The following is a 24,618-nucleotide window of genomic DNA, read 5'->3' as shown; positions in this document are numbered from 1 at the left end:
CATGGGGTTATTTAATCGTCTCCAACAACATCTGTCTGCAAAACTACAGCGGGTTTGGTTTGGTGGGTTGTTATATAAGCAACTTGATACCATTGCGATTATTGCTCAACTGGCTATCGCCGCCTGGGCCATCACTCATCTGAAGGAAAACCATCTGCAAGAAAGTGGCAACGCTATACTGCCACTTATTACACTGACATTATTAGTTATTTTACTGTTGCTGCGATTCGCTTTTATGTCTCGCGCATTACGTAAACTCACCATTGCAGCTTATGGGCTGGGGATAGAAATCCGTCGCTCTTTGCTACAACGGCTTGTCAGTATGTCTATAGCGACAATTCGTGGATTAAGTGCCGGAAAAATAGCTCTGACGTTATCCGAAGATGTGCAATGGCAGGAAAATCAATCAGCCTATACCACCCCACAAATCACCTGCCAGATTATGATGCTGACGCTTATCTATCTGGCTTTATTCTGGTTCGACTGGGTTGTTGCTGGCTGTGCCCTATTAGTATTGATGGTTGGATTACTGATTCTGGGTGGTATCCGTCAAAAACTCAATGAAATACTGCATCGTCGAGCAGCGAAGATGGCTGATGTATCCGAAGCAATCGTAGAATATGCCCAAGGCATGGCTTTTATTCGTGCAGCGGCTGCTACCACAACGGTAGAACAACGTTTTGATCAGGAAATTGAACAACTACGTGCTGCATTCCGCCGCGGAATATTCAAAAGCATACCGTTGCTGAGTCTGTTTTACATCATTATTGATACCAGCGTGGTTGTTGGCATTCTGGCCGGTGCTTTACGTTTTAATGAAGCTCTCACTCTCCCTGAGATGCTGATCACTATTCTATTGTTGTTCGCCACTATTACCCCTTTACGCGGGATCATCCCCCTGCTCAACGTGACCGCATTGACACAAGTCGGTGAAACACATATTGCAGAGATAGAAGCGATTGCAACGCAAACTTCCGGGCCATTAGCTGCACCAAACAAATATGATGTTGAAGTTAACAACATCTCATTTAGCTACCCAGGTACTCACCAGCCCGCTATCCAGAACGTTTCATTTTATGCGCCACAGGGCAGTATGACCGCCATTGTAGGGCCAAGTGGTAGCGGTAAATCCACGCTGGCTTATTTATTACTCTCTTTCTATCAACTGGATAAAGGTGAAATCCGTCTGGGTGGGAACCCTATTCATCATTACCAGACTCAAGCGCTGTACGACACCGTCACAATGGTATTCCAGGAAACCGCACTATTTCAGGATACTGTCGCCAATAATCTCCGTTTAGGTGATCCGAATGCGACGCAGTCAGAGCTGGAACAGGCAGCACGCCTTGCCAACATTCACGATACGATTATGGCACTACCGCAAGGGTACGATACACCTTTAGGTGTGGATGGCGGTACGTTGTCTGGCGGAGAGCGCCAACGGCTTGCCATTGCTCGCGCGATCCTAAAACAGTCTCCGGTTCTATTCCTGGACGAAGCAACGGCGTCGCTGGATCCCGAAAATGAGCAATTAATACAAGAAGCATTTGATTCTCTCACTCAGGATAAAACCGTTTTTGTTATTGCTCATCGACTAAGTACGATAACCCGTGCTGATCAAATATTGGTAATGGATCATGGAACCCTTTGTGATAGCGGTACACATGATGAATTACTGACGCGTTGCTCGCTTTACCAATCCCTTTGGAAAAATCACCTTGGCTCAGAAGAGCATTGGCACTTACATCCCAATATTTCCTCAAGTATTCATTTAAATAAGGTGTAACCCGCCATTATCTGATTTGTTAGGTAGCTGCCATTTTATAGGATTTATTCATGCACACGGACCTTCTCTCTCCTGATTCACTGCGCCAGTTCATTGCTGGCCTGTTTAATCAAAAAAATATTTTGGTGGGCGATCATGACGATTTAATTCGCAATGGACTGGATTCAATGCAAATCATGGCATTACTAAACCAGTTTAGACGTCAGGGACATCGTGTCACTCTGCGCGAACTTTACCAAAAGCCAACGCTACATGCCTGGAGCCAGCTTCTGCAACGCCATGCCCCTGTCGCCCAAACAGCACTCCAAAATACAGCGCCACAGCCACGGATTTCTGATGCCCGCCCATTCCCATTGACGGCGGTACAACATGCTTATTTTGTTGGGCGTTCACCGGAGCAAACGTTGGGAGGAGTGGGTTGTCATCTGTACCAGGAGTTTGATGGTATTGGGCTGGATCCTGAACGACTGGAAGCGGCTATTCACATGCTGATCCAACGGCATCCGATGTTGCGGGTACGTTTTTTGCCCGATGGTCGTCAGCAAGGCATAACCAACGCTTACTGGAAAAAATTAACAGTTCACGATCTCCGTCATCAGACAATTGATGAACAGTACCAAGCGCTGGACAACATACGCAAACAATTAAGCCATCGCGTATTACGGGTTGAAGAAGGAGAAACGTTTGATATTCAACTTAGCCTGTTTGGCGATAATCAACATCGGCTACATGCCAATATCGATCTGCTTATCATGGATGCCGCCAGCTTTAGTCTGTTCTTTACCGAACTGGCGGCATTAATTGCCAAACGCTGCCTACCCGCTATTGCTTCTGACTATGATTTTTGCAGTTATCTCACACAATATCAGGCTCAATTTAAGCAAGCCCGACAAGAAGCCAAGGTATTCTGGCGTAACCGATTAGATACTTTGCCACTTGCTCCCCAACTTCCTCTAGCCAAGGATCCTTCCCTGATAAAAAATGTTCAGATCCATCGCAGATGTTTTCGCTTATCGCCGGAATATTGGGAACGTTTTAAGCAACTCGCGCAGCAAAATGGCGTTACGCCAACGATGGCATTAGCGACAGCATTTGCCGCTTTATTGTGTCGCTGGAGTAATTCAACACGCTTGTTGTTCAACCTGACGCTATTTGACAGAGCTCCGCTGCACAACGCGGTTGACAACATTCTGGCCGATTTTACCAATATTCTGCTGTTGGACATCTCTGGTGGTAATTTACCGTTCTGCCAACTGGCTCAGGATGCACAGACAACATTCACCGAAGCTTACGAACACCGTCATTGGTCTGGTGTAGAAGTTCTGCGTGAGCTCAAAAAGCGAGGCAACCACCCACATGGCGCGCCAATTGTGTTTACCAGCAATTTAGGCCGGCCTTTATACGGTGAGAATACCCGTGATGTCTTGGGAAAACCAAGTTGGGGAATATCACAAACACCTCAGGTGTGGCTGGATTTCGTTGCCTTTGAACATAAAAACGCCCTAAATATTCAGTGGGATAGCAACGACGAACTTTTCCCTGACGGTTTGATGGATACTCTATTCACTGCCTATCAGAAATTGATTGAGAACCTGACGGAAAACGCGACACAATGGCACGAAAAGTTACCGGATCTGATGCCTGAGTCGCAATACCATCTGCGACATCAAATTAATAACACGGTTGAACCACTACCTAATGCCTTGTTGCATGAGGCAGTATTTACACAAGCAAAACATACCCCAAATGCTGTCGCTTTAATTACTCATCATGAAAAAATAAGTTATGGCGACCTCAGTCTGGCAGCCCGCCGATTAGCCGCCGTACTGCAAAAAACGTCGGTTATACCGGGAGATCGCGTTGCCATCAGTATGGAAAAAGGCATCGGACAAATTGTCGCTGTATTAGCTGTACTTTATTCTGGCGGAGTTTATGTTCCGGTTCCCGTGGATCAACCACTAAACCGACGTCGGGCTATCTGTGAAAGTGCCGGAATCAATATCGTTATCATTGATCCTGAGCAGCAGAATACTTGGTCACAGGATATACATTGCATTTCCTGGCATCAGGATGAGCAATTACTCCCCTTAACTGATATGGCTAAGCGTGCGGTGACTGATCCGGCTTACATCATTTATACCTCTGGTTCAACCGGTATGCCAAAAGGTGTGGTAATTAGCCACCAAAGCGCACTGAATACCTGTCTGGATATCAATCGCCGTCATCAAGTTCAAAGCCATGACCGCTTACTGGCACTCTCTGCCTTGCATTTCGACCTGTCTGTTTATGACATTTTTGGCATTCTCAGTACAGGAGGCGCGCTGGTTCTTGTTGGCGAAGCACAACGCCGCGATCCATCAACCTGGGAAATGCTGATCGAGCGCCACCGCGTTACGTTATGGAACAGTGTGCCGGCACTGTTTGATATGTTGCTAACCTATTGTGAAGGAATGGAGGTTGATGCACCGAAAGCACTTCGCACTGTAATGTTGTCCGGGGATTGGATCGGTTTGTCACTGCCTGAGCGTTACCGTGCGTTCAATCCCGATGGTGTATTAAGTGCAATGGGGGGCGCAACGGAAGCGGCTATCTGGTCAAATGAATATATCGTTAAAGAAATTGACAAGCAGTGGCGCTCTATCCCTTATGGTTATCCTCTCGCTAACCAGCGTTACCGTGTAGTGGGTGAAGATGGCCGTGATTGCCCTGACTGGGTTGTCGGTGAACTTTGGATTGGTGGTGTCGGTGTAGCGCTAGGCTATTTTAATGATGAAGAACGCACGGCTGCCCAGTTTGTCATTGATCAAGGAGAACGCTGGTATCGTACTGGTGATCTGGGTTGTTATCACCCCGAAGGCTGGCTTGAATTTATGGGGCGCCGTGATAGCCAGGTGAAAATTGGTGGTTACCGAATTGAATTGGGAGAAGTTGATGCCGCCCTCAGTCAAGTAACCGGTATCAGTAAAGGTGTTGCCTTAACCCGTGGTGAAAAAGAGAAATCCCTGGTGGCATTTCTGGAGCTGGAAGGCGATACTTTGTGCCAACGCATAAATCGTGCGCCACAATTACCAACGCACTATCGTGATCTGTTCCCTGTAATGCAGGCAATCACCGATGACAATCATAAACAACATAACGAAGTTGCGCTATTTCTGCTCGAACACCTGTCTCGTTACGGCATGACATTTATTTCATCTCAGTCGCTCTCCGATTGTCTGAAACACTATCAACCTCTGCCGGAATACCATCACTGGTTTGCCCGAATGCTGGCGTATCTTTGCCAATGTAATTTATTGGCTGAATCTGCACATCATGTCTATCAGGCTGTATTGCCATCCACCGCATACCATAATGAAGCAAAATGCGTTCCTGCACGCTGGCATTCTACATTGCGTAATATTCTTACCGGACAACAGTCAGCCGTCACATTACTTGATGATCCGCAATTCGCACCGGAACAACAGCTCTTTGTCCAACCAGAAACCCAGCAATGGTTGGCAGGATTGAAACAGGCCATCATTGCCCTTTCCCAACGGTTACAACGCCCCGTTACTTTGATGGAGTTCGATGCGCGCAGTGGTCTCTGTGCTCAATGGCTGGCCGAACATATTACTGACCAACATCTGTCTTATATCGGCTTTGAACGTTCTCAGGCCCTGATTAATCAGATGCAAACAAGGTTAAGTGGCTATACTCATACATCAGTTCATTATTGGTGTGAAAAAAATAGGCCTGAATCGCTACAGCATCAGGCCGATGTCATCCTGCTAAACAATGTATTACACCGCGAGGAAGACCCAAAAAATTGCATCAAAACGTTGCTTCCACTGGCTCAACCGGGTGCGTTGGTATTGGCAATGGAGTTGCAACAAGCATCTTCTATCTCCCTGATTACGGCTGAGTTGCTCTCACCTCAAGGTATTCAGTTACGCTCTGCGTCAGAGTGGTTATCTCTTCTTCCATTGCAAGCGGAAACACCGGTTACCATCGGCAATCTGAGTGTGTTGTTGATGCAAACAAGTGACAATGTCACCATACCTGATCGGGGAAAAATTAAATCCGCTCTGGCGCAACATTTGCCTGGGTATATGATCCCACAACGCTTGCATGTTATCCCTCATCTGCCCCTGACACCTAACGGCAAAATCGACCGTAAAGCGCTATCACAATCTCTTCAGTTCGCCACAACATCCGCCACAACATCCGCCACAAAAACAGACACAGCGACGTCTCAGCCTGAAATGACCTTGTCAAATACGGTGGAACAAACCGTTGCCGATATTTGGCAACGCCTGCTGAATACCGAACAATTGGGCCGTGACAGCGACTTTTTCCAACTTGGTGGTGACAGTCTTTTAGCTACCCGTTTGATTGGTGAACTGGCACAACAAGGCTTCAAAGGTGAACTTGGTCACCTTTTCCGTAACCCGCAATTAGCGGCATTTGCCTCAACACTGAGTTCTTTATCTGAAACGTCATCAGAAGCCTGTGCAATTTCAGAAGAGCAGGATGAATATCAGCCTTTCCCATTAACCGAAGTTCAGCAAGCTTATCTGGTCGGGCGCTATCCTGGTTTTGCTCTAAGCGGCATTGGTGCTCATTTCTTTGTCGAATACCGGATAGAGCAGTTAGATGTTCAGCGCCTGAATCGAGTGTTAAATCGTCTGATCCAACGTCATCCTATGCTGAGGACGGTTGTGATTAATGGGCAACAACAGATATTGCAAGATGTTCCCGTTTTCTCCGTTAAACAGCACCGATTTGCTGATATTACTGAGGCAGATACCTTACGCGAACGTCTGTCACATCAAGTATTAGATGTCAGTCGCTGGCCGGTGTTCGATTTCCAACTTGCACAAGACACCAGCCTTGTCTCCCGACTATTTGTTAGCCTGGATAACCTGCTATTAGACGGGTTAAGTATGCAGATATTGCTGGCTGAATTAGAACAGCTATATCTCAACGAACAGCACGCATTACCACCACTGAACGTGACATTCCGGGATTGTGTGTTACGTCAACAACAAATGCCGGTACACCAGAATTCATTGCAATACTGGCAAGAGCAAGTGAAAACACTACCACTGGCTCCGCAATTACCATTGCGTATTGCACCAGAAAGTGTTCAATCTCCGCATTTTGTGCGCTATAGCGATCGGTTATCTGCACATGAATGGGAGCAGTTAAAACAACAGGCAGCCTCCCAGCAAATAACGCCTTCTGCACTCTTGATTGCCGCTTATGCAGCCGTTCTGTCCGCATTCAGCACCAGACCGGAGTTAACCCTTAACCTTACCCTGTTCGATCGCCCACACTGGCATAAGGACATTAAACATATTCTGGGTGATTTCACTTCACTGTCACTATTGGCCTGGCATCCGGAGAAAAACTGGTTATCAAGTGCACGTCGGCTGCAACAGCAACTATGGCAAGATCTGGATCACCGTCATATTTCAGCGATCAGAGTGATGCGTGAACTAGCGCAACGCCGTGGCCCTGATGCTGCCGTTATGCCCGTCGTTTTCACCAGTGCGCTGGGAACCCATGAAGGGCAGTTCCTTTCTCATTCATCATGGATGAAACCGGTTTGGGGTATCTCACAAACCCCACAAATCTGGCTGGATCATCAGGTTTACGAATCTGATGATGAACTTTGCCTGAACTGGGATGCAGTTGAAGAATTATTTGCTCCACACCAGTTAAAAAACATGTTCAACAACTATATGGCGCTATTGCGTACCCTCGCTGCACAACCAGAAAGCTGGCATTCAGCGTTGGATCAACTAGTGCCACGCCAGCAAAGCGTGAAAGGTGCAAATAATCCTGCTGTGACTATTGCATCATCACCGCACTTAGAAGGATCAGAGCCACAAGTATGCAGTGACACATGCGATGAAATTCAACGCCTGTTTTTATCTGTCACCCATCATCCGATACATGCACACCAAAACTTTTTTGAGGCAGGAGCCAGCTCACTACAGCTAATCCAACTGCATAAAAAATTACAACATGTGGGTTTCCAGCATCTTGCTGTTACTGATTTATTCGCTTATCCAACACCAGAGACGCTCAGTTTGCGTTGCCGAAAAGAGGCCCAAAACGGAAATAGCCAGTCAATTGCCCTTCGTCAACGTCAACAACAAAAGCGTCTGCAACAACGGGAAAAACGCCATAAAGGAGCTGTACAATGACTAACTTAACGCCTCACTACGATAATTGTGATCCCATCGCAGTGATTGGTCTTGCCTGCCGCTTTCCGCAGGCACCCGATAGCGATACTTTTTGGCATAACCTGCAACATGGGGTTGAGTGTACAACGACACTGTCCCGTCAAACATTATTGGATGCTGGTATTCCTCCTGAAGTCATTGATAGTGAAAACTTTGTCAATCAGGCTGCGATACTGGAGAACGCGGAACAATTTGACGCCACGCTGTTTGGCTATTCGCGTCAGGAAGCAGAAATGCTCGATCCTCAACAGCGTCTATTCCTGCAAACAGCCTGGCATGCGCTTGAACATGCCGGTTATGCACCGCGTCATGTTCCCCTGAAAACCGGTGTCTTTGGTAGCAGCCGGATCAGTACCTGGCCTTCATGGTCACAGTTTGCCATGACCGATGTTGGCAAAGTGAAAGGGTTACAGGCGTTAATGAGTAATGATAAAGATTATCTTGCGACTCGTACTGCCTATAAATTAAATCTGAAAGGTCCTGCACTCACCGTCCAAACAGCCTGTTCAAGTTCACTGGTTGCCGTACATATGGCTTGCGAAAACCTGCGTTCCGGTGAGTGTGACATGGCCTTAGCCGGTGGTGTGGCGGTTTCTTTCCCACAAGAAAGCGGTTATTTGTATCAACCAGGGATGATCTTTTCACCTGATGGGCATTGTCGTCCCTTTGATAGTCAGGCAAATGGCACCTATGGCGGCAATGGTGTTGGTGTTGTCGCACTGAAACGTCTGAGTGATGCCTTACGCGATGGCGATCCCATCATGGCCGTGCTACGGGGTAGTGCAATTAATAATGATGGCAACGAAAAAGTTGGCTTTACTGCACCTTCAGTGAATGGTCAACGCCGTGTTATTAACGAAGCATTACAACTGGCAGATGTCAGCATTGATGATATCGGCATGATTGAAGCTCATGGCACAGGGACACCACTTGGTGATCCCATAGAAGTTGACGCGTTACGCACTGTATTTTCTGAGCGTAGTGTGTCAGTACCGCCTTGTTACCTTGGTTCAGTGAAAAGCAACATCGGCCATCTCGATACTGCCGCAGGCATTGCCAGTTTGATCAAAGCGGTTCTGTCCGTTTGGCATGGTTACATTCCTCCAACGATCAATGTACAGCAACCCAATCCGGCATTACGACTGCAAGAAAGCCCATTCAGGCTGGCAACACAAGGACAACATTGGACGCAAGAATTGCGTACCGCCGGTGTTTCTTCATTCGGTATTGGCGGCACCAACTGTCATATTGTGGTGCAATCATTGCCAACAGAATTACATCGTCGCCATGTTAATCATTCACCAACAGCGCCACTGCTGCTCTCTGCTGCTTCTGAACCCTCATTGCGTCAATTGGCACAACGCTACGCGACTGCGCTCAATAATGCCCCAGAACATTATGCCGATCTGGCCTGGACTACATTGCAGGGACGTGATCTTTCCCTGCCCTGGCGCTTGGCGCTGACAATATCACCACAAGATATTGAGAAAAATACTGCCAGCCTATCCGCTTTTGCGGACAATATGCCAGCACCAAACATGTTTAGCGGACAAGCCAAGAGCGAAAACAAGCAACTATGGCAATGCAGTGGTCAGGGTTGTCAATGGTCTGGCATGGGAAAAGCCATGTATGCGAGTTCTCCGGTTTTCTCCGCCATGTTAGATCGTTGCTGTGCGGCCTGTGCTTCCGAATTAACACTGCCACTAAAAGCAGTCATGTTCGGAGAACATGATGCCGCATTAGCGACCACCGAATATGCTCAACCGGCCATTGTGGCACATCAAATTGCGTTGGCAGCGCATTGGCGTGCACTTGGGCTAAAACCCGATTATGTGCTGGGGCACTCCGTCGGTGAATTCGCGGCTGCTGTTATTGCCGGCATCTTCACACCTGAACAGGTAATGCCACTGGTCGCGGTACGAGGCAAACTAATGCAAAGCTGTTCCCAAGGGGGAGCAATGCTGGCGGTCTTTGCCAACGAAGACGATATTCTTCCTTTTACCCATTCACTGGCATTGGATCTGGCGGTTTGCAATGGTCCGCAACACTGGGTTTGGGCCGGTACAGAAACAGAAATTGATATCCTGGCACAACGTCTGGAACAGCAGCAGATTCGTTGCCAGCGCCTGAATGTTGCCTGTGCAGCACATTCAGTCATGCTTGAGCCTGTTCTGGAAGCCTTTTCCCTGTATTGCCGTCGGTTACAACCTGCATCAGGAGAAATTCCACTAATTTCCACCTTAACAGCCAATCTTGCAGATTATGAGCAATTAGGTTCACCAGATTACTGGCGTCACCATATGCGCCACACAGTGCGTTATTATCAAGCCATTGAATTTGCCCGCCAGCAAGGTGTTACATTGTTCATGGAATTTGGTGCTGATGCACAGCTAACAGGGATCGGACAACGTGTCAGTCTGCCGCAGGAAACCTGGGTTGCGAGTGCATACCGTCAAGGTTCCCCAGAGGCAGCTCAGCAAACGGCCCTCATGCAACTTTATTGTGCTGGTGCACATCTTGATTGGCAGCCTCTTTTCCCGTTCACCGGAGTAAAATGCCATGCGCCACTCTATCCATTTGATGAGCAGCATTACAGCTTCTCTGCAACCGGATTACCTATAAATAAAACCGAGCAACCTTTAGCCAATATCCATGCTGAACTTGATGTTAATTCCCTGTTCGATCCTGCCATTGAACAAAATCCCGATGCGCTAATATTGCGGGCATTGTATACCGACGCATTGATATATCAGTGTCATGGACGTGATGCTGAACAAGGTTTCAGTGCCATCGACACGATTCGGGCTGGTCGGCTACAACCCTGCTGGCGTCCTTTGCTGGAACAGTTATTAACTCACTGTGTTGAGCAAGGTTATTACCATGAAGTTTCCGGTCCAACGGTAAGTAAAATATATCGTCCTTACCGTACCTTGCCTTATGCTAAACGCCGGTTATTGGAGGCGAGTTTATTCGCGACTTTTCCGGCACTGATCTATGCTGGCGAGCGCTTATTCGCTCTGTTGAGTGATCGCGCTGATCTGCCTCGTCAATCGGTGGCATCCCAATCTATGACAAAAGCATGGCTTCCTGCACCACAACCATGCCCTGATACTCATTATGTCTTGCATTGGCGCACAATAAACACCGCAGATACACAGAAATCTTCAACAACCTATACTCTTCGCACCTCAACAAAAAATGGTGAGATGATTAATCATTGGCGTCAGGCTGGAATTCATTTACAGCCTGAAAGCGGAAATACGTTATTACTGCTTGAAAGCAATGATATTACTGAATTATGTGATCAAGTTATTAGTGAACTAAGACGCGATGAAACAACATCTTTAACCGTCGTAACCTGCTGCGCCCAACCAGAATCCACCTTATTAAAAGAGGATATCAATCCCGCTCAATACGCTATCTGGGCATTGCTGCGTGTCGCGGTTGAAGAGTACTCCCATCGTCGCATTCAGGCGATTGATATCGCTGATATCAACGATACTGACGCTGTATCATTAGCGCTTGGTTATCTGGATGCACAAGATCATGAACGCCATTCTGGATATAATCGCTGGCTGAGAGTACGCGGAAATCAAATCTCTGTACCTGTTTTACAGCACCAATCATTACCCTTATCACAACAGCCGATACCCATTCCTCATCAGGGTTGGCACATTATTACAGGCGGTATGGGCGGTATCGGTCGCATTTCCATTCGTTGGTTGCTAGCCCAAGGTGCACGTAAGATCGCCGTGTTTGCCCGCCGCAAAAAGGCGGATTGGGATACTTTTGTGCAAACATTGTCACTGAATAGCGAATGTGAAATACGTTGGATTAACCTTGATGTCACTGATACGCCAGCCTTGTTAAATGCAGTGCAAGCTCTGGCACAAGAGGATTGTATCGCTGGCGCGATCCATGCCGCAGGTATTGCTGATCATACCCCACTGGCAAAACTTGAGCGTCAACACCTGTCACAGGTATTATCAGTCAAAGCACACAGCGCATCGGCGTTGCAAGCTATGCTCCAACAGCATAATGCTCAATATCTGCTGCTTCACGCTTCTGCCGCATCAATGTTAGGTGCCCAAGGGCAAGGTGCTTATGCAATCGCCAACGCTTGTTTGGAATCTTTAGCGCTGACAGCACCAAATCAATTGATGGTTAAAACATTAGTTTGGGGCGTTTGGGGTGGCATTGGTATGGCCAGCGACCGACGATTAGTGGAAAAACTGGCGCAAGATGGCATGTTACCCTTCAGCACAAATGAAGGTATCTGGCATCTCAATCAATCTCTGTACACCACATCACCTTGCCATCTGGCAATGCGGTTAGATGAACATCATCCTGATATTTTACGACGTCTACAGGCTGATGTTTCCAATATAGTCGTTCCCAATATAGTCGTTGCAAAATCGACATCTTCACTTTCTGCCGATAACACTCTGTTTCAGGACAGTGAACAACGGCTTAACTGGTTGCGTCAGCGTGTCGCAACATTATTGCGTCTGGAACAGCCTGAACGTTTAGAGCCACAACAAGATTTATTGCAATTTGGTTTGGATTCCCTGCTATTCCTGGAGTTGAACGCGGCAATCCACCAACAATTTGGCTTTAGATTAACCGCTGGATTGGCTTATCAAAATATGACGTTAGAGGGGCTTAATACACTCATTGGGAATGCCCTGCCTGAACAACCTGCCGTCTCTTCCCAACCAGAGGTGATTGTTGACAGTTCCCGGCGCCACGCCCCCTTTCCTCTGACACCCATTCAGCACGCTTACTGGATTGGTCGTACACAGGCCATTGATTTTGGTGGTGTCGCTTGTCACGTCTTATTTGAATGGGATCTGGCTCTGGATAGCTTTGATATCTCGCGTTTTGAGCAGGCATGGAATGCGTTGATTCAACGTCATGGCATGTTGCGCATGATAGTAGATGAAGATGGGCAACAAAGGATTTTGCCGGAAACGCCGTGGTATGTTCTATCTCAGGATGATTTGCGGACACTGAATAATACGGCCTGCGAACAAGCTTTGGCTCAGCGTCGTCATACCCTCTCCTACCAAGTACCACCAGCAGAACAGTGGCCGCTGTTTGAAGTCTCTGTATCACTGCTACCGAATGAACGCTGTCGCTTACATATGAACCTGGATCTGTTGCAGTTTGATGTGCAGAGTTTCCGGATCATGATGGATGATCTACAACTTGCTTATCATCAACAACCTCTGGCCCCACAAATATTTACTTTCCGCGATTATGTGATGGCAGAACAAGCGCAACGTGAAAGTAAAGAATGGCGGGCATCATGGGCATACTGGCAGGAACAACTCCTTTCATTACCTCCGGCGCCCAGATTACCGTTGAATCCACAACTGCCACAACGTAACCAGCCACAATTCACAACTTATGAAGGTCGATTGGCACAATCTGACTGGCAACGTCTTAAACAAGGCTGGAAAAAATGGGGAGTAACACCTTCCGCTGGCCTGTTAACGCTGTTTGCCCATACCCTTGAATGGTACAGCCGTCATCCACTGTTTACTCTCAACCTGACATTCTTTAATCGGCAACCTTTCCATCCAGAGGTACAAGAACTGATTGGTGATTTTACCTCGGTGATGTTGATGGATTTTGATTTACGCAAGACAACGTCCCTGCGTGCCAGTATGGAAAAAACTCAGGCTTTGCTCTGGCAACGTTTGAGCCATAGTCATGTTAATGGTGTCGAGGTATTAAGGGAACTTGGCCGCCAACAACATGGCGAAACCCAAAACAGGCAGCCGCTGACGCCGGTCGTTTTCACCAGCATGTTAGGAATGGCACAAGAAGGTGTCGCTATCAAACAATCCATCACTCAATTACTGGGCGATCCGGTCTTTGTTCTGAGCCAGACGCCGCAAGTCTGGTTAGATCATCAGGTTATGGAAGTCGATGGTGATCTGCTGTTCAACTGGTATTGCATGAATGATGTGCTGGAGGCTGGTGTCATTGAGTCACTGTTTGCCGCTTATAACGCGTTGTTAATGCAAATTTGTCACCAGCCTGAACGCATGGAGGATTATGACCTTCATACGCCACCATCTGGTCATACGCGTTATGACTTCTGGCCGCAACACCCTGAATTGCGTCAAGCCGAACAATATCTGCGTTCTAAGCCTGAAATACGACTGGCAGAAATTCAGCCACGTCAGGACGATATTCAAGGTTACAACCTATGGTTGGTTGCCGAAGATCATTTGTCATTATCATTGCCAGAACCACAGGTTATCAACACGGATACCTTACCGCTCCCGACCTTGACAGAACAACAAGTGTTTGAGCGCTCCTGGCAACATATTGAGCAACAGGCATTATTTGGCCTGAGCCAGACTTTACTGCGCCATAACTTATTCACTACTGTACAACAATATCACTCTCGTGAAGAGATTGAACAACGCTTACAACTGGCACCACAGTATCAACGCCTGCTGACCCAATGGCTGACTTTGTTCAATAACCAAGGATTTATTGAACAAACCGCTGACGGATACCATTGTCTGCAACCGCTTAGTCATGTTCCGGTCCCTACAGCCAAACTGGATGATGCCGTGTGGTGTCAAACCATCAGTCGCTATGTCACAACCTGTATCGAACAACATAACACCCTGCTTGCCGGACGTGGCAATGCATTGGAACTGCTGTTCGCCGATAAACAAATCACAGCCAGCCTCTACAGTGAAAACCCCGCATTACGTTGCCTGAATCAGGCTGCTGCTGAAATTGTTCGGCAATTGAGCCAGACATCCGAACATTTCACTGTACTGGAAGTCGGCTCCGGAACTGGGGCAACCTCAGAGAAGGTACTGGCACACAATGCACAAACCATTCAAAGCTACCACTTTACTGATGTTTCACCGCTATTCCTCGATGATGCACGCCAGTTACTCAACCAGCACGGCGAAACCGTCAAATTTGCCCTGTTCGATATTAACCAGCAGATTGATTTTAGCCAGCATCCAGAATCCGGTTATGATCTGATTATGGCGGTTAACGTATTACATGATGCCACCCATCTGAGAAACACCCTGCGACGCTTGTCTCGGTTACTGAAAACCGGTGGATGGTTGCTGATTATTGAATCAACCAAACGCGAAAGTGCCATGCAACTCGCCAGCGTCGGATTTATTGAAGGTATTAACGCCTGGGTTGATGATCGCGGTGGCAGTAATAGTGCCTTGATGGAACTTGCAGACTGGCGGAAGTGCCTGACGCAATCCGGTTATCGGGTTTCATTGGAATGGCCGGGACAAAACGGGCCAGAACTGCATCAACAACTGATCCTGGCACGGGCTGAGCAACAAGCGCGGCTTAATATCAGTGAAATAGCAGTACAATTTTCTACCTTGCCTTACTCATTGCATATTCAACAGCAAGAGCAATTACCGTTGGTTGCGACAGCGAAAGAGAGCATAGCACAACCGTTAATCACGGAACCTGGGCAACCTGAAACAGAAAATGACCAACTTCATGATATTGAACAACAAGTCATTGCTCTCTGGCGTTCACTGCTGCCTCAGTCAATACAGCGTCACAGTGACTTTTTCCAAAGTGGCGGTGACAGCCTGATTGCCACCCGAATGGTGGTGCAACTACGTCGCCAAGGTTACGAACAAGCAAATCTGCAACAGCTCTTCGAACACCCTAAGCTGAGTGAATTTTGCCGTACTCTGCGGGTCGCTGAGACCCGTTCAACGACACTTACGATAGCGCATCAAACTGAACCGGCATCCGAGCAAATTTTGCCACTGACTGCACTGCAATACGCTTATTGGTTGGGAGAAAGCCAACTGTTCCAATTTGGTAACGGTATCGCTCATTTCTATGCTGAACTGGCTATTAATGGGCTTGATCTGCCTCGTTTTACCGCCGCCTGGAACCGTGTAATAAACCATCATATGCAATTACGCGGTTATGTGAAAGATGGGCAATATCGTATTTTGCCGGAGGTTCCCTGCTATACACCAACAATCATTGATTGCCGTAACATAATGCCAAATGAACGCGAGGCGCAACTGAATCATGCCCGCGACACGTTACGTACTCAAGGCGTTCCCAGCGATAACTGGCCGCTGTTTGATTTAACCCTGTACCATACCGATGATCGGACGCATTTATTGCATTTAACCATCGACTTGCTGGTCGCAGATGGTAAAAGTCTGACGTTAATCTTGCGCGATTTACACCATTGGTATCAGGAACCTGACTGGCAACCAGAGCCACCAGCAGCAACCATTGGCGACTATATTCAGGCTCTGGAGAATGAGAAAAACGGAGAAACCTGGCAACAAAGCCGGCAATACTGGCTTGATCGCTTACCTTCATTGCCTGATGCTCCAGTATTACCACTGCAAGATCACCAGTCACTGCAACTCGACCAACAGTGCCTGACCGGATATATCAGTCCACAACAATGGCAGCGTTTACAACAATGTGCAGCAGAATACCGAGTATCGCCTTCACAAGTGATGCTGACACTATTCGCCCATGTTTTGTCAGTGTGGAGCAATAACGAGCATTTTACCATCAATGTCCTGCATGGTAACCGCCTGTTAATGCCACAGTATTGCGATATGTTAGTCGGCAATCTGTCTACCACATCATTGCTGGAAGTGGATCTACGCAATATCACCGGTTTCAGTGATGCTGTCAGCCGGATACAGCGGCAATGGCTGGCCGATCTTCAACATGCGCTGTTTGATGGGCAATTAGTTCTCAGGGAGAAAAACCAACACCGTCACAACCTAAACGCCGGTATGCCGATTGTATTCAACGATACAACCGGTACAGCGGGAAAAGGTCCGTCAGGGTTAGGCACATTGAATCTCTTTGGTGCGCAAACTCCCCATGTTTATCTCGACTGTATGTTAATTTCCGCCGCAGAAGGAGGTGTCACCATACAATGGGCGATCTTGCCACAACTGTTCCAACCCCAGGTTGCAGAAAACATGTTTGCCCATTATCAGGCTTGTGTCATTGCCTTGCTTGAACCGGATTACCAATGGAACTCCCCGCTCCCTGACTGGCTGCCAACAAATGATCTCGCTTTATGTCAGAACAGTAATGCGACAAAAAACGTTTTCCCATCACACACGCTTTGCTCGCTGATTGAACAAGCAGTAAATCGTTATCCCCAACGTACTGCTGTGGTCGATACCTCTCGTCAGATTGACTATCGCACTTTGTGGTCACAAAGCCTGACACTGGCGGCCCATCTGCAAGCGCAGGAAAATCAGGCTTCATCCCTGATTGGTGTGGTAATGGAAAAAGGCTGGGAACAGGTTGTCGCAGTGATGGCGATTTTATTAGCAGGACGGGCTTATCTGCCTATTGATGCCAGTTATCCGCAACAGCGGATCCATCAGCTATTGGCATCAGGGGAAGTGAATACCGTACTGACACAACCTAAGTTTGCTCAACAGATGAGTTGGCCTGAACATGTACACCTCATCTCTCTGGATGAGACATTGCTCAATAACTTAACCGCAACCGAAGAGCCACATTTATCTGTACATCCAGAAGATTTAGCCTATGTTATCTTCACCTCCGGCTCCACCGGAAAACCAAAAGGCGTAATGATAGATCATCAGGGCGTAGTCAACACTATTCTGGATATTAACCAACGCATTGCACTCAATGAGCATGATAGCGTGCTGGCAATATCAGAGTTAACATTCGATCTTTCCGTTTATGACCTCTTCGGCACGTTGAGCTGTGGGGCAAAACTGGTTATTCCTGCCCCTGGTGACACTCGGCAGCCTGACAAACTACTGACATGGTTACAGCAAGAATCGGTTACTGTTTGGAACTCCGTACCAGCATTTGTGCAACTGCTTGAGGAGTATGCTCGCAGTTATCCTCATTCCCTGAATAACCTGCGCTGGGTATTGATGAGTGGTGATTGGATACCAACCCATTTGCCAGCAAAATTGTCTGCCCTTCACCCTGCGCTTAACCTGCTCAGTTTGGGTGGCGCAACTGAAGCATCAATATGGTCTATTGCTTATCCTATCGCCCACGTCGATCCTAGTTGGCGCAGCATTCCCTATGGCAAGCCTTTGGCTAATCAGGCTTTCTATGTGCTTAATTCAGCACTGTCACCTTGTCCGGTCTGGGTAACTGGCGAGCTTTATATTGGCGGACAAGGACTCGCATTGGGTTATTGGGCTGATGCAGAAAAAACGGAACAAGCATTTATCATCCATCCCCAAACAGGTGAGCGGCTTTACCGCACCGGTGATTTAGGTCGCTGGCGCCCAGACGGTAATATCGAATTTTTGGGGCGCAATGATCACCAGATTAAAATTCGTGGCTACCGGATTGAACTGGGCGAAATCGAGCATCGCTTATGTGAACACCCTGATATACAACAAGCGATAGTATTTGCACATACAACGTCAAACGGTGCATTGCAACTCGTCGCAGGCTTACGTTTGACCGATACTGCGCCAGTATCTACCGAACTGTTACCGATATTACCTCACTGGTTGCAGCAAACCTTGCCAGTTTGGATGTGCCCACAGCGATTTATCATTCTCGATACAATACCCGTATCTGACAACGGTAAAATCGACAGAAATACATTGATTACTCTGGTTGAAAAAGCGCAAGAAGGTGATTCAATACCACCGGTGACTCTCAGCGCAACAGGACAGACAGTATTAAATCTTTGGGAATCAGTACTAGAGCAACAAAATATTAACGTGCATGAGAGTTTCTTTACCCTTGGTGGGGATTCTCTGGCAGCGGTGCGATTAATGGTGCAAATCAATCAGACATTTAATCGCCAATACCCACTCAGCCTGTTGCAAACTTACGATACCGTACATTCATTGGCAGAATTTATTGAGCATCAACCAGAAAATGCTTGCCAAGGCGTGATACTGAACAAAGGAAACATTAAACAATCTACCTTGTTTATCGTCCATCCAATTGGTGGGCATCTGTTGGGATATCGTCATTTAGCAGCCAATTTGGGTGTCCAACGCATGATTGGCTTGGCATTTGCGCCAAAGAGCATGAACACCGACAAACCTTCTGTCGGTGCGCTGGCCGCTAATTACATCAGCCAGATCCGTCACTTCCAACCTAAAGGACCTTACGCGCTGGCAGGCTGGTCTTTTGGTGGATTAGTAGCCTATGAAATGGCCCATCAATTACGCGCTGCCGGTGAAAGTGTTTCCCATTGCATCCTGATTGATAGTTTCGCTCCGAATGTGCGCACAGATCTGACGCTGGATAATGCATTCTGTCATCGTCATTTCCTGCTCGATTTACAGGGACAATTCCCTGAGCTGGAACTGGATAACAGTGTTATCGCCGCAAACACGGAAACCTTCCTGCAAGCACTGCACAAAGCCTTACCGCAATCTGCACAGATTGATAGCTCACTGACTGAGCTTTATGCCGTATGGCGGCATAATCTGCGGGCATTGCTTGACTATTGTCCACCACAGACTTCACAACCTTTCTGCCTTATCCGGGCAAAGCAGGCATTGCCTGATTTTATGGATTACCTTGATCCAACAACAATCACCTCAACTGATCTTGGCTGGCAGACCTTCGGGCCTGTCAATGTGACACAACTTGATGGTGATCATTACAGTCTATTCCAACACAAACATGTCGGCTCTCTGGTTGCGTGTCTGAAAAACATCCTGAGTTCAGCCCCAACTGTTAAGCCTGTTAAGGAGAACATATGATAAAGCCACGGCGGGTTCTGATTGTCGGTTCGAAATTTGGCGAACTGTATCTTAATGCGTTTCTACAGCCTCAGTCAGATCTGGAACTGGTCGGGATCTTAGCGCAAGGAAGCCCTCGTTCGCAGCAACTTGCCCGCGATTTCAATGTACCCCTATTCCGCTCACTGGATGAATTGCCGGATGATATCGATATTGCCTGTGTGGTCATACGTGCAGAAGTGATTGGTGGCAAAGGCGATCAATTAACCCAAGCATTATTGGCGCGTGGTATTTCTGTCATTCAGGAACACCCTCTTGATGCAGAAGCGATCAAAAGACACCAATCAATAGCTAACAAGAATAATGTTATGTTTTGGGTAAACAGCTTTTACAGCCAATGCCATGCTGGCAGAAGTTGGTTACATGCAGCTCATCAAATCCATAAATTATCACAGCAACGTCCGGTAAGTGGCTATCTGACAACCAGCCGCCAATTGCTCTTTTCCGCACTTGATCTGTTGTTACAGGCCTGTCATTGCCCGGAACAGATTGAGATAACCTATGTGGGCCAGCGGAGTAGCATATTTCATTGCTTTGAACTCAGCTTTGCGGGAACAACAATAACGTTAGACGTTCAATCCTATCTGGACCCCAGAGATCCCGATATGCATAACCTGGTTATGCATAAAATGACACTGATCTGGCCGACCGGTTATCTTACGCAGGAAGCCAGCTATGGACCGGTTATCTGGACACCGGTTCTTCATGCGCCAGACCATCTAAATAATGAACAAAGCCTTTACCTGAATGCTGGCGCTTATCTGCACCAGCCAACATCACAAGTTCTTTGTCCGGCAACCCAAAACTGGATGACAGCATTTGAATGTGATGGTGCCGAAGGTGTGGCAATGCTACTAAATACCTTAAGTTCGGTATTGAATGGTGCACTTTGCCCCCCAGCTTTTAGCTACGACTACCAATTGCGGCTGGCAGGCTTGTGGCAACAAATTTTACGCATGATGGGAGAGCCCATTACTCAGGATTTACAATCACCGATCTGGATTGATCCAGCTCAACTGATGCTAACCAAGGAAGTATGCTGATGACGTGGGAACTTCCTGTACATCCGATGATTCGTCCATGCTTGACGACTCACAGCAAACCTAAATATACGCTGCTAATCTGCCCCTTTGCCGGGGGCAGTACCAGTGCATTTCGGAATTGGTCCATATTGGAAGATTCAGGTATTGCCGTTTCACTGGTGATTTACCCCGGACGTGACAGCCGTATGAATGAACATGCAGTTACCAGCATTACGCCATTGGCTCAGTCGCTTACTGATGTGATCAGATCATTGACTTCCGAACAGAGAGAAAACCTGATACTGGCCGGCCACAGTATGGGAGCTCAGGTCGCTTTTGAAACCTGCCGACGCCTTGAACAATATAACTGTGCCCCCAAAGCATTGGTACTTTCGGGATGTCATGCCCCCCATCTTCAATCCCGCCGCCAACTGAGTGGATTGCCTGATCATCAATTCATTGAACAACTGATTGATATCGGCGGTTGCAGCCCGATTTTACGAGAAGATCCTGAGCTACTTGCACTGTTTTTACCCATGTTACGGTCTGATTTTTTTGCTACAGAGCACTATTACCACGCTATTCAGCCTGATTCAGTAAAACTACAAACACCCACATTGTTGTTTTATGGCAACGCAGACAAAGAGGCTTCCGCTCTGGAGGTTCAGCAATGGCATCATTGGCTTGCAAGTGACAAGCAAAATCTTGCGTATTGCTGCCAAGAGATTGCCGGCGATCATTTTTACGTTACACAAAAACCACAGAATTTTATTCGTCACGTTACCCAATTTATGCAATATGTTTATTCAAAGGAGTTCGCATAATGGCACCTTTTTCTATCCCAGAGAAAACACTGACTACGACGCCAAACTATCTTTGGAATGGCAAAACTCTGGATCAGCAGCTTGCCGGATGGTCCAGTATCTGGGGAGATAAAACCGCGTTGATTTATCAAGAACAGCGACTAACTTACCATGAACTCCATCAATCTGCAGAAAGGCTAGCAAGCGGATTGTATCATCGTGGAATACGCCGTGGTGATAACATTATGGTACAGCTACCTAACCGTATCTCCTTTGTTGTCACCTGTTTTGCCTTGTTTAGGCTAGGGGCTCATCCAGTATTATTAATGCCTACCCAACGGGCACATGATGTTCATGCGCTTTGCCAGATTGCACGTCCGGTGGCTTATATTATTCCTGATTGTATCCACGGTTTTGATTATCGAGAAATGGCGCGGGAAGTTGCAGCATCTTGTCCCGAACTTAAACATATTATCGTGGACGGAGAGGCAGAAGAATTTACCTCATTCGCTTCCATTGAGGAGGAACCGCTCAATATTCCTGATCCAAGTTATGGCGATATTGCCGTACTTTTGCTTTCCGGAGGAACGACAGGTACACCAAAATTAATTCCGCGTACTCACGATGCCTATACCTATGATTTTGTGCTTTCCGCCCGTCTGTGCTCGGTAAATACTGAAAGCGTTTATTTAGCGGTATTGCCTGTTGCCCATAACTTTACTTTAGGCAGTCCTGGGATTCTGGGCACGCTTTCTCAGGGAGGATGTGTACTCCTCAGTGATACAGCTAGTTGTGACGAAGCCATGCCATTGATCGAACAGCATAAAGTGACACATTTAGCATTAGTTCCAGCTCTTGCACGGCTCTGGGAACAAGCTCGTGACTGGGAACAAAGCGATCTTTCATCCCTGCGCTGCTTACAAGTCGGTGGTGGCAGGCTCACACCGGAACTGGCAGAACAGGTCATAGCACGCCTTGGTCCTTTGCAGCAAGTATTTGGTACAGCGGAAGGATTACTTTGCTATACCCGACTAGACGACCCTTATGACGTTATCATTAATACCCAAGGACGCCCATTGTCAGAAGAAGATGAAATCAAAATTGTTGATATCAATCTGCAACCTGTCGCATCTGGTGAAGTAGGTGAACTGATTACACGAGGCCCTTACACCATTACAGGATATTACCGTGCTGAACAGCACAATACCGTCGCTTTCACCACGGATGGATTCTACCGCACAGGCGATTTGGTCCGCATCAGACCAGATGGCAACCTGATCGTTGAGGGACGGATTAAAGAGCAGATTAACCGCAGCGGTGAAAAAATTTCAACGCTAGAAATTGAAACATTATTACTGCAACATCCAGATATTGATGACGCCGTTGTGATCGCTGTTCCGGATGAACTATTGGGTGAACGCATTTGTGCCTGCCTGCCAAAAAGTGTCAACCACCCCGATCCCGCACAGATGCAAGCATTCTTGCATCAAAAAGGCGTTCAGCGTCATAAAATCCCTGACCAATGGTTATTTGTGGCGTATTGGCCATTAACCGCGGTAGGAAAAATCGACAAACGTCAGTTAGTACAGATGGCACAAACAGAAAATAACCGACCAATGCAGCAATATCATGAACAGATGATTGCGATTACCAGTACTCCGTTAGATCTAGTTACCCACTTGCTTGCCGATAATGATGCACAACCTTGTATGCTCTATGAAATAAAAGGTGAATGGTCATTGGGAATAGGTTGCGCCGCAACCATAAGTGCAGATGCATCGGGACAATTGATTGATTCACAAGGTCATCATCATCCATACGATATCAATACACTAAGCCAAAAACTTGAGCAAGTACTCAACGCTGTTCCGATTAAAGACTGGCGTGCTTATGGCAAAACATTATTCGAGTTTTCCCATATGACGTATGGGATATCATTAGAACAACAAAATGAAGCGTTAATAAAAATTACTATTCCACAGCATGAATTACGCATAACTCAAGGACAGGTTCTGATACGGACACTGGAAGAAGCGCAAATCTCCATATTGAGCGAGAAAGTCAAGCGCGCTGATCAATTAGGCACACCGGCTTTCCCACATACAAAAGCGATGGAAATTATCAACACAGCAGACGCGGCAAAAAATTATCAAGACAACGTTGCAAATGCAGTTAAAGATATTGCCGCAGATCACTACCAAAAAGTGATCCTGTCACGCCGGGTTGATCTTGGTTCAAATATTGATATTACACACAGTTACTGGCTGGGCCGTCAGGCTAACACACCTGCCCGCTCTTTCTTCTTACGTGATGGAGATTTCTCTGCTTATGGTTTCAGTCCAGAAACCGTCGTTGAGGCCGAGGGTTCGGGTTGGGTTAATACCCAACCGTTGGCTGGCACCAGAGCATTAACACATGACAAGGAGCAAGATCAGAAACTGCGAGCCGATTTACTTTCTGATCCGAAAGAAATTTCCGAACACGCTGTTTCAGTGAAACTTGCATTAGAAGAATTAGCACCAATTTGTCAGCCGGAGACGCTTTGTATATCAGAATTTATGGCTATTCGTGAACGTGGTTCGGTACAACATCTGGCATCACGAGTAAAAGGGTTACTACAAACAGACAAAAATCGCTGGGATGCATTCATTGCCTTATTCCCGGCAGTCACCGCTTCAGGGATACCGAAAAAACCTGCTTTACAAGCCATTGCTCATTATGAAGGTGAACCACGCCAGCTTTATAGTGGTTGTGTCATGCTCTTGGATAGTGCAGGTAAACTGGATGCCGCGTTGGTATTACGTTCTCTCTACCAGCATAAAGAACGCTGTTGGCTTCAGGCTGGTGCTGGTTTGGTCAGAGATTCAAGACCAGAAAGAGAATGGCAGGAAACCTGTGAAAAACTTGAGTGCATTATGAAATATGTTCGCCCTTATTCCGACAAAAAAGACTAAAAGCTTATTGGGATAGGTCGCCATAATACTTCCGGGGAAAACC

The 24,618-nt window shown here is 47.2% G+C and carries 6 protein-coding genes; all 6 read left to right on the top strand.

The genetic code is table 11. The features are described from left to right. Position 1: 1 nt before the first annotated feature. Genes Xentx_RS02900 through Xentx_RS19775 form a run of 6 tightly spaced genes read left to right on the top strand, consistent with a single transcriptional unit; the run spans position 2 to position 24,575 of the window. The gene (locus Xentx_RS02900; protein ID WP_074018784.1) at positions 2 to 1,786 is read left to right on the top strand and encodes an ABC transporter ATP-binding protein; all 1,785 of its coding nucleotides are present in this window, start codon (positions 2 to 4) and stop codon (positions 1,784 to 1,786) included. Between the two features lie 50 nt (positions 1,787 to 1,836). Continuing rightward, on the top strand, positions 1,837 to 7,977 hold the full coding sequence (locus Xentx_RS02895) for a non-ribosomal peptide synthetase (protein ID WP_074018783.1): 6,141 nt from the start codon (positions 1,837 to 1,839) through the stop codon (positions 7,975 to 7,977). Beyond that, entirely contained in the window at positions 7,974 to 19,757 is an 11,784-nt protein-coding gene (locus Xentx_RS02890) for a hybrid non-ribosomal peptide synthetase/type I polyketide synthase (protein ID WP_074018782.1), read from the top strand. The genes Xentx_RS02895 and Xentx_RS02890 overlap by 4 nt, the downstream gene beginning before the upstream one ends. Next, positions 19,754 to 20,839 (top strand): Gfo/Idh/MocA family oxidoreductase, encoded by a 1,086-nt coding sequence (locus tag Xentx_RS02885; RefSeq protein ID WP_074018781.1) that lies wholly within the window; start codon positions 19,754 to 19,756, stop codon positions 20,837 to 20,839. The genes Xentx_RS02890 and Xentx_RS02885 overlap by 4 nt, the downstream gene beginning before the upstream one ends. Continuing rightward, the gene (locus Xentx_RS02880) at positions 20,839 to 21,642 is read left to right on the top strand and encodes a thioesterase II family protein (RefSeq protein ID WP_244149811.1); all 804 of its coding nucleotides are present in this window, start codon (positions 20,839 to 20,841) and stop codon (positions 21,640 to 21,642) included. Before Xentx_RS02885 ends, Xentx_RS02880 begins: the two co-directional genes overlap by 1 nt. After that, positions 21,642 to 24,575 carry a salicylate synthase gene (locus Xentx_RS19775; protein WP_074018780.1) on the top strand — a complete coding sequence of 978 codons (2,934 nt, stop codon included), beginning with the start codon at positions 21,642 to 21,644 and terminating at the stop codon, positions 24,573 to 24,575. The genes Xentx_RS02880 and Xentx_RS19775 overlap by 1 nt, the downstream gene beginning before the upstream one ends. Positions 24,576 to 24,618 lie beyond the last annotated feature (43 nt).

The sequence above is a fragment of the Xenorhabdus thuongxuanensis genome (assembly GCF_001908095.1).
In the GTDB taxonomy this organism is placed as follows: Bacteria; Pseudomonadota; Gammaproteobacteria; order Enterobacterales; family Enterobacteriaceae; genus Xenorhabdus; species Xenorhabdus thuongxuanensis.
Note: the sequence above shows the minus strand (reverse complement) of the source record. Positions and strands in the feature narration are given on the sequence as shown.

What these genes read in the sequence shown, in the direction of transcription:
- Xentx_RS02900 (WP_074018784.1), top strand. Translation starts at nt 2, where the DNA reads ATGGGGTTATTTAATCGTCTCCAACAACATCTGTCTGCAAAACTACAG.
- Xentx_RS02895 (WP_074018783.1), top strand. Translation starts at nt 1,837, where the DNA reads ATGCACACGGACCTTCTCTCTCCTGATTCACTGCGCCAGTTCATTGCT.
- Xentx_RS02890 (WP_074018782.1), top strand. Translation starts at nt 7,974, where the DNA reads ATGACTAACTTAACGCCTCACTACGATAATTGTGATCCCATCGCAGTG.
- Xentx_RS02885 (WP_074018781.1), top strand. Translation starts at nt 19,754, where the DNA reads ATGATAAAGCCACGGCGGGTTCTGATTGTCGGTTCGAAATTTGGCGAA.
- Xentx_RS02880 (WP_244149811.1), top strand. Translation starts at nt 20,839, where the DNA reads ATGACGTGGGAACTTCCTGTACATCCGATGATTCGTCCATGCTTGACG.
- Xentx_RS19775 (WP_074018780.1), top strand. Translation starts at nt 21,642, where the DNA reads ATGGCACCTTTTTCTATCCCAGAGAAAACACTGACTACGACGCCAAAC.